Source organism: Knoellia terrae, from assembly GCF_048606435.1.
Taxonomy (GTDB): domain Bacteria; phylum Actinomycetota; class Actinomycetes; order Actinomycetales; family Dermatophilaceae; genus Knoellia; species Knoellia terrae.
Genome location: NZ_JBMBWH010000006.1, coordinates 59,380 through 71,338 on the forward strand (window position 1 = coordinate 59,380; position 11,959 = coordinate 71,338).

The window sequence follows — 11,959 nt, forward strand, 5'->3', positions numbered from 1 at the left end:
CCCGACCCGCGGGTCAGCCCACCGGGACGGGACCCGCGAGGAGCGCCGGGTTGCCCGTGGTGCACTCACGACGCACGGCGTATGCCGTCCGCTTGCCGTCCGCGCTCACGAGGAGGACCGCCCCCGGTGTCCCGTCGACGCTGGCGAGCTCGACCTCGGCAGCCGTCTCGCGGGGCAGCCCCAGCGCCTCGAGACACGAGCGCACCCCGAGCTCGGTGCCGATCGGCCCGATGCCCGGCGACTCCGCGGTGAGGGGGAAAGCCACGGGACCCTTTCCTGCCTCCGCCGGCCGGTCCTTCAGCTCGGCCGCCAGGCCGCTCGAGGTGTAGTCGCGGTCGGAGAGTCGCACGACGACCGCGCCGGGCACCGCCGCTGCTCCGGGCGCGCCCTGACCCGAGTCCTCACCGGAGTCGCCGGCCGCGGCTCGCTGGTCCTCGCTGCTGCCGCCGGCCGTCGACTCGCTCGACATCCCCGAGCCGGCGAGCAACCCGAGCTGGCCGCTCGCGACGGCGCCGCCACCGACGACGACGACCGCCGCCACGGCGAGCTTGCCGCCGTGCCGGGCCAGCCAGGAGCTCCGGCTCGACCCGTGCGTTTCACGTGGAACGACGCCCGAGGAGGTGTCGCCGCTGTCGTCGAGGGGGTCGAGGTCCGCCAGCGACGCCTGGATCCGGGCCACGAGGTGGTCCGGCATCGGCCCGGGGTCCGGCAGGGACCGCAGGAGCCGGCGCATGCCCGTGGGGTCGGGCTCGTCGTCGTGCATGCTCACCACCTCCTCCTCGCCCGGATGCCTCGTGCCTGCACCGGGTCCGCACGAAGGCGTTCGGCGGCCCGGAGCTGTCGGAAGTAGGACGTCATAGGCTCGCTCCTGGTTCCCGCACCGCTCCGAGCAGCTGGGCCAACGCCTCGCGGCCCCGGGCGCACCGGGACTTGATCGTGCCCTCGGCGACGCCGAGCGTGGCAGCGGCCTGGCTCACCGGCATACCGTGCATGTCGACGAGCACGAGCGCCAGCCGCTGGTGCTCAGGGAGGCGGGCGAGGGCGGCGCGCACGTCCAGCCCGGTCTCGGCCTCGCCGTGCCGGTCGTGCAGGTCCGCGATGTCGAGCTCCGCCGCGTCGCCGGCCCGCCGCAGGACGTCTCGCTCGCGCCTCAGCCGGTCGATGCAGGCGTTGACGACGATGCGGTGCAGCCACGTCGACACCGCGGCATCCCCGCGGTAGGACCCCGCGCGCCGGAAGGCGTTGACGAAGCCGTCCTGGACGGCGTCCGCCGCGAGCTCGCGGTCGCCCGTCGTACGGACGGCGACGGCCCAGAGACGGTCCCGGTGCCTGCGGAAGATCTCACCGAACGCGTCCGGGTCCCCGGCGACGTGGCGGGCCATGAGGTCGCGGTCGTCGGCGTCCTCGAGCCCGGCCATGTCAGTTCTTGACCTCGACCTCACCGAGAATGGCGCGGTAGCGGCCGTTGTCGTCCTGGGTCAGGCTGGTGAACCAGACGATGACGTACTGGCCCGTGGTGCCGGCGGCGACCGGGAAGGTGACGGTGCCGTCGGCGCCCGCCTTCTCACCGACCTTGGTGGCGCCGCGCAGCCGGCGCTCACTGCTGACGTAGACCTCGACGTCGGCCTCGTTGCCGAGGGTGAGGCTGATCGAGCGCGCGGTCACGTTGGGCCCCAGGTCGACGCTGACGCCGACCCCGGACTTGAGCCCGCCGAGCCGGGCGGAGCCGTAGCCCTCGGACTGCCAGGCGGTGGAGGGGTTGCCGTCGAAGACGCGAGGAGCGCGGGTGCCGTTCTCGCGCCCGTCGCCCTCGGGGTCGAAACCGTCGGCCGCAAGGATCTGCAGCGCCTCGCCGGTGGTCGCGCTGGCGCTCGGGGTGGGCGTGCCGCTGCCGGGGCTGGCGCCGGCGGACGGTGAGGTGCTCGCCGAGCGGCCGGGGACCCCGCCGAAGTCGAGGTCGGTGTTCGACCCGATCTGCAGGACGCCCTTGATGCCGATGAAGAGGGCCAGGATGAGGAAAGCGGCGACGATGCCGAGCGCCAGGCGGGACTCCCGCCGGTTGAGCGGCTGCGCGGGCACGAGGGGCGCGGGCGGCTCCAGCGTGGTGTCCCGGCCGGTGCCCGGGCGGACCCGCTCGCCGTCCGTCGTGAACGCGGGGGCGTTCGGGGCGGTGATGCGCTCGCGGAAGCCACGGCGCTCGGCAGCCTTCTCGGCCGCCCGCTCGCCGACCTGGCGGCTGAGCGAGCCGACCCGTGAGCCCGCGCGGTTCACGGCGCCGGCGACGACCGAGCTCGCACCGGCGAGTGCGGCTCCGGTCGCGGCCGCAGCCGCCGCGGCGCTCTCGGCGGCCCGGGCCCCGTTCTGCCTGGGGACGTCGGGTGAGGAGCCCACGTCGGCGTCGGCGTCGGGGGCCTCGCCCGTGTCGGGCAGGACGACCGGAAGGGTCTCCGTCGGCTGGGGGTCCGCGGTCGGGATGACCTCGGTGGCGCCCGTGCCGACCGCGGGGCGGTGCATGACGCGCGTCGGCACGTCGGCCTCCGGGTCGTGGTCGTCGTCCTCGTCGTCCTCGTCGTCACGCCGCTGCGGCTCGAGGGCCCGGGTCTCGTCCTCACCGGGCTCCGGCTCGGGCGCCCCAGGCGCCGGCGTGGCCGGGGACAGCGCAGCGGGCGTGAGCGCGGGAGGCTCGCTCGGCCGGTTGACCCGGGGGTCCTGCGCCGCGGTGGTGGTGAGGGTGGACCGGCCGGCGACCTGCCGCGAGGGCCACGGCGCCACCTGGCGGGCGAAGTCGCCGGGGGAGGTCGGCCCCTGGTCCTCGCCCAGGGTGAGCCGGCACAGGGTGTCGAGGTCCCGCGGCACGCCGGCGGCGATCTCGGACGGCGCGGCCACGCCGCCCATCACGAGGGGGGCAGGGCCCAGCGAGGTCTCACCGGCACCGGGCCACAGACCGGTGAGGCCGGCATACGTGAGGCAGACGACGCCGATGGCGTCGCGACGGGACGCGACCTCGGACTCGAGGTCGTCGAGCTCGATCAGGGCCGCGCTCGTGGCGACACCGCGCAGCCGGATCTCGCCGTCGATGGTGCGCAGGACGTCGTCGGGGCGCAGGTCGAGGTGGTGCAGGCCGCGGTGGCGGGCCGACTCCAGCGCCGTGGCCACCTCTCCGACGATGCGCCGGACCTCGTCGGCGGGCAGGCCGCCCTCGTGGACGAGCTGGGTGAGGGTGCGGGCCTCGGAGTCGTCGGACTCGACGACCCAGGCGACGCCGTTCTCACGACCGACGTCGAGGACCCGCTGCAGGGTCGGTGCGTCGAGGCCTGCGGCGCGGCGGGCGGCGTCGAGCAGGGCGCTGGCGCGGTGGTCGTGCTCGGGAAGGCAGAGGACGACGACGGAGCGGCCCAGGGTCGTGTCGTCGGCAGCCCAGCGCTCAGCGCCGCCGCGCTGCTCGATCCTGCGCTGAGTGGTGTACCGCCCGTCGAGGGTGGTTCCGGGTCCGACGCCCTCCAACGGGTGCCCCTTCCGATCGGTGTCGGCCCATCCTAGGCGGGGACACCGGCCATCCCGGGCTCACTCTCCGGCGAGCCGCTGCCACGCGAGACGGGCGATGCGCCGCTCGTTGGGGAAGGTCAGGTGGCGGTGCGCTTCGCGCAGCAGGAACCACGCCACGTCGATGGCCTCGTGGTCGGGGTCGTTCTCGATGGTGAGGTCGCCGCCGACCGCCTCGAGGAGGTAGTGGTGGACGTACTTGTGGATGCGCCGGTCCCCGACCGCGAACCAGTAGTCGATCGTCCCGAGCTCGATGAGGACCCTGCCCTCGATGCCGGTCTCCTCCGCGACCTCGCGAGCCGCGGTCTGGGGCAGCGTCTCGGCGCCCTCGATGTGGCCCTTGGGCAGGCACCACTCGACCCGACCGGCCCGGTTGCGCCGCGCGATGACGGCGATCCGGGCCTCACCCTCGTGCACGTCGACGACCACGCCGCCGGCCGAGCGCTCCTCGACCGCAGGCAGCCGCCGGGTCACCCGGGGCGGCTCGGCGGGGGCATGGCTCATGCCGTCACTGTAACCACGCCGTCTGGACACCTACTCTTGTTCCTCGTGTCATCCTCCCCGCCGTCCGCGCCGCTGATGAAGCAGGCCGTCGCCCGTCTCGCGCCGGTGCTGCCGCTGCTCACCGAGCTCGGCGGGTGCTTCTCCCGGGCGGGTCACGAGCTGGCTCTCGTCGGCGGTCCCGTGCGGGACGCGTTCCTCGGGCGGACCCCTCCCGACCTCGACTTCACCACCAGCGCGTCACCGGACGAGACCGAGGCGATCCTGCGCGCGTGGGGGTCGGCGACCTGGGACATGGGGCGCGACTTCGGGACGATCGGGGCGGTGCGTCGCTCGGACGGGTCGGAGACCACCGTCGAGGTCACGACCTACCGCGCCGACGCCTACGACGGGGTGACCCGCAAACCGGTCGTCGCCTTCGGCGAGTCGCTCGAGGAGGACCTCGTCCGGCGCGACTTCACGGTCAACGCGATGGCGATGCGGCTGCCGTCGCTGGAGTTCGTCGACCCCCACGGAGGGCTGGCCGACCTCGAGGCCGGGGTCCTGCGCACGCCCTCGACCCCGGAGGTGAGTTTCGGGGACGACCCGCTGCGGATGATGCGTGCCGTGCGGTTCGTCGCTCAGCTCGGGCTCGTGCCGGCGCCGGAGGTGTATGCCGCAATGCAGGCGATGGCGGGCAGCCTCGCCATCGTCTCCGCGGAGCGGGTGCGCGACGAGCTCGTCAAGCTGCTCCTCGCCCCCGCGCCGCGCGCCGGGCTGGAGCTGCTCACCGAGAGCGGGCTCGCCGCCCACGTCCTGCCGGAGCTGCCGGCCCTCAAGCTCGAGGTCGACGAGCACCACCGCCACAAGGACGTCTACGACCACTCGCTCATCGTCCTCGACCAGGCCATCTCGCTGGAGGGACCGGCCGGCGGCCCACCAGAGTCGGTGCCCGGGCCCGACCTCGTGCTCCGGCTGGCCGCGCTGCTCCACGACATCGGCAAGCCGGCCACCCGCCGGTTCGAGCCGGCCGGCGGCGTGAGCTTCCACCACCACGAGGTCGTCGGCGCCAAGATGACCGCCAAGCGGCTCAAGGCCCTGCGCTTCGACAAGGACACGGTCAAGGCGGTCGCGCGGCTCGTCGAGCTGCACCTGCGCTTCCACGGCTATGGCGACGGGCAGTGGACCGACTCCGCGGTGCGCCGCTACGTCACCGACGCCGGGCCGCTCCTGCCGCGGCTGCACCGGCTCACCCGCGCGGACTGCACCACCCGCAACGTCCGCAAGGCCCAGCGGCTCTCCCGCACCTACGACGAGCTGGAGCGACGGATCGAGGTGCTCCTCGAGCAGGAGGAGCTGGCCGCCGTGCGGCCCGAGCTCGACGGCAACGAGATCGCCCAAGTGCTGGGCATCTCGCCGGGACCGGTGCTGGGCCGGGCGTACAAGCACCTGCTGGCGGTGCGGCTCGACGAGGGCCCCATCGGCAAGGGGGCCGCCGCCGACCGGCTGCGCACCTGGTGGGCCGACCAGCCCGAGTCGAAGCAGGGCTGACCGGCGCCCCTGCCGGTCCCGTGGGGAAGATCGCGGGGTCGGGGCACCGGTGACCCTCCCCACGAGGCTGCGCCGACCGGGGAAGGCTCCCCATCGCGACCCCCTCCAGCCGGGGATAGGGTTGTGCGGTCCACGCGGGCGCCCGGTTCGGGCGCCCCCACCAACCCCCTCGGAGGTGGCCATGCCCACGGTGGGCCATCCCAGCGCAGTGAGCCCGGCGATCCCCCACCTCGAGCTCGAGCTGCCCGACGACTGGGTCGCCGAACCCGGCGGCGACGCGCTCTTCCTCGCCCACCGCAGCAGTGGTGGGGACAGCGCACCGCGGCTCACGGCATACGTCCACACGTCGCGCGAGGTGAGCACCGACCACCTGCTCGACGTGCTCGCGGGCGAGGCCACGGCGCACGACGAGGGTGAGTCCGACCCGGCGTTCGAGGTCGACATCGCCGACCGCACGTGGACCGGTCTCAACGTGTCGTGGCTCGAGGACGGGCAGCCCGTCTACGTGGTCCACCTGGTCACGCCGATGGAGGCCGGCGCGGTCACCCAGCACGTGCGCCTCACCGGGCGCGTGGCCGGCCCGGACTCCGAGAGCGACTACGAGCTGATCCAGCAGGTGATGGAGACGACCCTCGTCACCCCGATGGGCGGCGGCGCGTGAGCGGTGGTCACCATGCGTCGCTGACCGGCCCCGAGGTCCGCATCCGCCACGGCGCCGCCACCCACGTGGGCCGCGTCCGTGACCACAACGAGGACAGCCTCCTCGCCCAGGGCCGCGTCTACGTCGTGGCCGACGGCATGGGCGGCCACGCCGCGGGAGAGGTCGCCAGCGGGATCGCCGTGCAGACGCTCGGGGAGCTCAACGCGCGCGACCGCGTCCGCTCGGAGGACGTCGTCTCGCTCCTGCGCACGACCAACGCCCGCATCCTCGAGTCGGCCGCGCAGAACCCCGAGCAGACCGGGATGGGCACGACCGTGGCCGGGCTCACCGTCGTCGACGCCGGGGGAGCCGACCACTGGATCGTCTTCAACGTCGGCGACTCGCGGGTCTACCGCTTCCTCGGCAACCGGATGAGCCAGGTGACCCAGGACCACTCCGAGGTCCGCGAGATGGTGGACGCCGGGCTCATCACCGCCGAGGAGGCCCTGCGGCACCCGCTGCGCAACATCATCACCCGCTCGCTGGGCACCGACCCGGGGCCGAACCCCGACGTCTGGGTCTTCCCGCCGCACCCGGGGGAGCGGTTCGTCCTGTGCAGCGACGGCCTGTCCAACGAGATCGACGACCGCGCGATCATGGTGGCGCTGCAGCGTCACGACGACCCGCAGGACGTCGCGGACGCCCTGTGCCATGCTGCCGTCGAGGCAGGGGGCCGTGACAACATCAGTGTCGTCGTCGTCGCGTTCGACTCGGACGAGGACGACGGCGACGAGGCCGACACGGCTCCACGCCACACCCTGTTGCCGACCTGAGGACGACATCGTGAGCAGCACCGAGGTCACGACCCGGACCCTGCGGGGGTGGGTCGCCGTGTCCGCGGACGAGCGCCACCTCCTCGTCCAGGGTCCCGCCTCGGTCGCCGACGAGCTCCGGGGGCCGCTCGAGGCCGGGCTCGTCCAGGTGCTCGACGCCCTCGCCCGCGACGGGCTCGGCGGGCTGCCGGACTTCGCCCTCGTCGACACCTCCGGTGACCGGGCGCGCGTCCTCGTCCGTGGCGCCGGTCTCGTGCGTGCCGACGGTTCCGACGTGGCCGCCGACGGTCGTGTGCCGTGGCGTGACGTCGACGTCGACGCTGCGGTCCTCGAGCTGACCGCCGCCGGTGCCCGGGGTGGGTGGCGGCGGCCGAGCCGGCTGGGCCGCCCGGTTCCCGCCACCGCCGATGACGCTGCCGCCGTCGCTGCGGCCCCCGAGCCGGAGGAGGCGGTCGCGGCGGAGGTGTCGCCCTCGGAGGACGTGTCGCCCCAGGCGGACGTCGAACCCGACGTCGCCCCCGAGGACGTCGTCGCTCCCGCCGCCGAGGCCCCCGTCGTGCCACCGGCCGACCTCACACTGCCGCCGTCCGAGGAGTACGCCGGCGCGCCGCCGGCCGAGCGCATCCCCGAGCCGGAGCGGCCGGTCCCGGCCAAGAAGGTGCTCATCGACAGCGTTCCGTGGCGGACGCTGCCCGACGACTCCGGCGCTCCCGAGGTCGCGCCGCCACCCCCGGCCGCGCCCGCAGCACAGGAGCCCGCCGGGTCGCCGGCCGACGGGCCGACCGGTCCCGACAACTGGGGGATGACCGGACCGGCGCCGCACCAGCAGGCGTCCCCCGTTGCACCCGACGAGCCAGAGGCCGGCTCCGCCCCCGAACCGCCCGAAGGAGACTCCGCGCCGTCGCCTCCCCCCGTGCCGGTTCCGGACGTGACGATGGACCGCAGCTCGCTCTCGCCCGGCCTCGACGGACCGGCCGACAGCCCGATCGTCCTCGCCGTGCTCTGCCCCGCGGGCCACCACTCCTCGCCGCACGCCAGCACCTGCCGGGTGTGCGAGCGCGACATCCCGACCCAGCAGCCGTTCCAGACGCCGCGCCCCCAGCTCGGCGTCCTGCACGTGTCGGCCGGGGGCCAGGTTCCGCTGGACCGGGGCATCCTGCTCGGCCGCTCGCCCAAGGTGAACTCCGACCTCCCGCCGAGCAGCCGCCCCCACCTCGTGCGGCTGGCCTCGAAGGACAACGACATCTCGCGCAACCACGCCGAGGTCATCCTCGAGGGGTGGCACGTCCTCGTGCGCGACCTCGGCTCGACCAACGGCACCACCGTCACCCTCCCCGGGCAGGAGCCGGTGCGGCTGCGGCCCACCGAGGACTTCGGGATCGAGCCCGGAGCCGTCGTCACCCTCGCCGACGAGGTCTCCCTGACCTACGAGGTCTCCGAGTGAGCCGAGAGGCCCCAGGCACGCCCCCGGAGATTCCCGGGCTCGTCTACCGGCAACCGCTGGGGTCCGGCGGCTACGCCGACGTCTTTCTCTACGAGCAGCAGCAGCCGCGCATGCCGGTCGCCGTCAAGGTGCTCAAGCGTGAGGGGCTGACACCGGCCATCCTGCGCCAGTTCGTCGAAGAGGCGAACACGATGGCCCAGCTCGCCGACCACCCCTACATCGTCCAGGTGTTCCGCAGCGAGCAGCTCGCCGACGGCGGCGCCTACCTCGTCATGAAGTACTACCCGCCGCCGAACCTCGCCACCCGCGCCAAGCGCGAGCGGCTCGGCGTCGAGGAGGTCCTGCGCACCGGCATCCAGCTGGCCAGTGCGGTCGAGACCGCTCATCGGGCCGGCATCGTCCACCGTGACATCAAGCCGGCCAACGTGCTGGTCAGCCAGTACGGCGCCCCCGGCCTCACCGACTTCGGGATCGCCGGGCGCGCGGTGGGCCAGGAGGAGCACGACGAGGACGTCGGCGTCTCGGTGCCGTGGTCCCCGCCCGAGGTCCTGTACGGGCAGAGCAACGGTGACGCCCGCAGCGACGTCTACTCGCTGGCCGCGACGCTGTGGCACCTGCTCGTGGGACGCTCACCGTTCGAGCAGCCGGGAGGTGACAACTCGGCGTACGCCCTCATGCCGCGCATCCGCGCGACGCCGGTGCCGCAGACCGGTCGGGCGGACGTCCCGCTCAGTCTCGAGCGGCTGCTGGGCCACGCGATGGCCAAGAAGCCGGACGCCCGCCCGCAGACGGCCATCGACCTGGCCCGCGGGCTGCAGGCGATCGAGCAGGAGCAGCGGTTCGCGCGCACCCCCATCGTCGTGCTCGACGAGTCCGGCCACACGACCGTCGCCGACAGCCGCCCGACCCGGGCCGCGGCCGAGCAGCCGGACCCCGAGCGCACGAGCGTGCGCGCACCCAAGGTCGCCTCCGCGCAGCCGTACACCCCCGCCCCGTCCTCCCGGCCCGCGACGGACGCCACGGTCGACGACGGGCCGCAGCCGGCGACGATCAGCGGTGGCGCGCTTTTCGCCGGGGTGGGCGTCCTCGTCCTCGTCCTCGTCGGCGCCCTCGTGTGGGCGCTCGGGCTGCGTGACGGCGACGGGTCGACCGAGGCCTCGACCCCGGCGCCCTCGGCCTCGGTGCCGTCGGGCGTCGGCGGGCCCGTGGTGGACATTCCCGACCCGCCGGCGATCGACGGGCGCCCGGTGGCGGGTGGCGTGGCCTTCACCTGGCAGTACGCCGGGGTGCGCAAGGGCGACTTCTACCGGATGCGGATCGCCACGAGCGAGGCCGAGGTGGCGAACGCCGAGGTGACCACGGTCCGCACGCTGCCCCACACGGTCACGGCCCGTGCGGGGGACCAGGTGTGCGCCCAGGTCGCCGTGGCGCGCACGGCAGGTGCCACGTCGGCATACTCACGCATCAAGTGCGTGACGGGAGGGTGAGCACATGTCCGTGACCGTCGAGTTCTGTGGCGAGGAGTTCCGGGCGTCGCAGGACGCCCCCCTGACGATCGGCCGCGTCGCCGACGTCGAGATCGACGACAACCCCTACCTGCACCGCGTCTTCCTGCAGGTCCACCGCGAGCACGACCTGTGGTGGCTGACCAACGTCGGTTCGACGCTCACCGCGACCGTCGGTGACCGGCAGGGCCTCTTCCAGGCGTGGCTCTCGCCCGGTACGCGCATCCCGCTGGCGCTGGAGGCCTTCACGGTGTGGTTCACGGCGGGCCCGACGACCTACGACTTCGACATCACCGTCGAGGACGCGACGTTCACCTCGATCGTCACCGAGCCGGAGCCCGAGCCCGAGGAATCCCCCGGCGAGACGACCGTCGGCCGCGTCTCGATGACTCCCGACCAGAAGCTGCTCGTGGTGGCCCTGTGCGAGAGCTTCCTGCGGACCACGTATGCCGGCCAGGGCCAGATCCCGTCCTCCGCCCGGGCCGCCGCCCGGCTGGGGTGGACGACGACCAAGTTCAACCGCAAGCTCGACAACGTCTGCCAGAAGCTCGCGGACGCCGGCACCCGCGGCCTGCACGGTGGTCCGGGCAAGCTGGCCAGCAACCGCAAGTCGCGGCTCGTCGAGCACGCCCTCTCCACCCGCATGGTGACCGAGGCGGATCTCGTCCTGCTGGACTGACCTCCGAGCCGAGCGGACGGCATACCGCAGCCGCTACTGCACCGTATGCCGTGGAATCCCCCCGCCTACGGTGCAGTAGCAGGGGGGAAAGGCGCCGAAAAAGCGGACCTTTCAACCACCTCGTTTCCGCGGAAGCGTGGGGGGAAGCGGCGTGAGGCACCCGGTAGCATTCGTGGCGGCATACGGGGCACTGTGCGACAGGGGGCTCTGCGTGCCGAGGCACCCACGGGGGGTGGCGCCACCCGGCGCGGGGCCGAGCGGTCCGGGACGGGTGCGAGGTTCCTCCCACCACCGCGAGGAGAGGACCCGGACCCGATGACGGTCACCCACGACCAGGCTGCCTGGTTCACCACGACCTTCGAGGCGATGGTCAGCAACGTCGACAAGGCGGTGCTCGGCAAGGAGCACGTCATCCGGCTGGCGCTCACCTGCATGCTCTCGGAGGGGCACCTGCTCCTCGAGGACTTCCCGGGCACGGGCAAGACCCAGCTCGCCCGCGCGGTCTCCAGCACCGTGCACGGCACCAACAGCCGCATCCAGTTCACGCCGGACCTGCTGCCGAGCGACGTCACGGGCGTGACGATCTACGACCCCAACATCAAGAAGTTCGAGTTCCACCGGGGCCCGATCTTCGCGACCATCGTCCTCGCCGACGAGATCAACCGTGCCTCGCCCAAGACGCAGTCCGCGCTGCTCGAGGTCATGGAGGAGGGCAAGGTCACCGTCGACGGCGTGCGTCACGAGGTCGGCGAGCCGTTCATGGTGATCGCGACGCAGAACCCGATCGAGCAGGCGGGAACCTACCGGCTCCCCGAGGCCCAGCTCGACCGCTTCCTCATGAAGACGACGCTCGGCTACCCCGACCACGAGGCCACCGTCCGGGTCCTGCGCGACGCCAAGACCCGCGACCGCACCAAGGCGCTCGAGGCGGTCGTCACCTCGCAGGTCGTCCTCGACATGGCCGAGCTCGCCGACGAGGTGCACGTCGACGACGCCATCCTCGACTACGTCTCGCGCCTCGCCGAGGAGACCCGGCGCCACGTCAGCGTCCGCCTCGGCCTGTCCGTGCGCGGCTGCCTCGCGTTCATCCGCTGCGCCAAGACCTGGGCCATCGGTCAGGGCCGCACCCACGTCATTCCCGACGACATCAAGATGCTCGCGCACCCGGTCCTCAACCACCGCCTCCTCGTCACCGCCGAGGCGCAGTTCGCGGGCATCACCGTCGACCAGGTCATCGACCAGATCCTCGGCGAGGTCGCTCCTCCGACCGAGCGGGTCGCCTGA

General features: G+C 73.5%; 11 protein-coding genes. 7 read left to right on the forward strand and 4 right to left on the reverse strand.

Going from position 1 to position 11,959, the window contains the following annotated elements; genetic code table 11:
• Positions 1 to 13: 13 nt before the first annotated feature.
• From ACOJV9_RS09865 to ACOJV9_RS09880, 4 genes are all read right to left on the reverse strand, one after another.
• Positions 14 to 769: a hypothetical protein gene (locus ACOJV9_RS09865; protein ID WP_420185032.1), complete on the reverse strand. Its 756-nt coding sequence runs from the start codon at positions 767 to 769 to the stop codon at positions 14 to 16.
• Positions 770 to 854: 85 nt separating this feature from the next.
• Positions 855 to 1,418: an RNA polymerase sigma factor SigM gene (sigM, locus tag ACOJV9_RS09870; protein ID WP_420185033.1), complete on the reverse strand. Its 564-nt coding sequence runs from the start codon at positions 1,416 to 1,418 to the stop codon at positions 855 to 857.
• Position 1,419: 1 nt separating this feature from the next.
• A complete protein-coding gene (locus tag ACOJV9_RS09875) occupies positions 1,420 to 3,504 on the reverse strand; it encodes a hypothetical protein (RefSeq protein ID WP_420185034.1) in 2,085 nt (694 codons plus the stop codon).
• A 60-nt stretch (positions 3,505 to 3,564) separates the two neighbouring features.
• Positions 3,565 to 4,047, reverse strand: coding sequence for an NUDIX hydrolase (locus tag ACOJV9_RS09880; RefSeq protein WP_420185035.1), 483 nt, complete (start codon positions 4,045 to 4,047; stop codon positions 3,565 to 3,567).
• A 75-nt stretch (positions 4,048 to 4,122) separates the two neighbouring features.
• On the opposite strand from ACOJV9_RS09880, the gene ACOJV9_RS09885 reads away from it, so the two are divergent.
• The 7 genes from ACOJV9_RS09885 to ACOJV9_RS09915 all read left to right on the forward strand — a co-directional run bounded on the left by ACOJV9_RS09885 (position 4,123) and on the right by ACOJV9_RS09915 (position 11,959).
• Complete coding sequence (locus ACOJV9_RS09885) at positions 4,123 to 5,574, forward strand: CCA tRNA nucleotidyltransferase (RefSeq protein WP_420185206.1); 1,452 nt, start codon at positions 4,123 to 4,125, stop codon at positions 5,572 to 5,574.
• Between the two features lie 181 nt (positions 5,575 to 5,755).
• Positions 5,756 to 6,235 (forward strand): hypothetical protein, encoded by a 480-nt coding sequence (locus ACOJV9_RS09890; protein WP_420185036.1) that lies wholly within the window; start codon positions 5,756 to 5,758, stop codon positions 6,233 to 6,235.
• Positions 6,232 to 7,047 (forward strand): PP2C family protein-serine/threonine phosphatase, encoded by an 816-nt coding sequence (locus ACOJV9_RS09895; protein WP_420185037.1) that lies wholly within the window; start codon positions 6,232 to 6,234, stop codon positions 7,045 to 7,047. Before ACOJV9_RS09890 ends, ACOJV9_RS09895 begins: the two co-directional genes overlap by 4 nt.
• Positions 7,048 to 7,057: 10 nt before the next feature.
• Entirely contained in the window at positions 7,058 to 8,491 is a 1,434-nt protein-coding gene (locus ACOJV9_RS09900) for an FHA domain-containing protein (protein WP_420185038.1), read from the forward strand.
• Positions 8,488 to 9,978, forward strand: coding sequence for a serine/threonine-protein kinase (locus tag ACOJV9_RS09905; RefSeq protein WP_420185039.1), 1,491 nt, complete (start codon positions 8,488 to 8,490; stop codon positions 9,976 to 9,978). Before ACOJV9_RS09900 ends, ACOJV9_RS09905 begins: the two co-directional genes overlap by 4 nt.
• A gap of 4 nt (positions 9,979 to 9,982) precedes the next feature.
• Positions 9,983 to 10,675 (forward strand): FHA domain-containing protein, encoded by a 693-nt coding sequence (locus tag ACOJV9_RS09910; protein WP_420185040.1) that lies wholly within the window; start codon positions 9,983 to 9,985, stop codon positions 10,673 to 10,675.
• Positions 10,676 to 10,990: 315 nt separating this feature from the next.
• Entirely contained in the window at positions 10,991 to 11,959 is a 969-nt protein-coding gene (locus ACOJV9_RS09915; RefSeq protein WP_420185041.1) for an AAA family ATPase, read from the forward strand.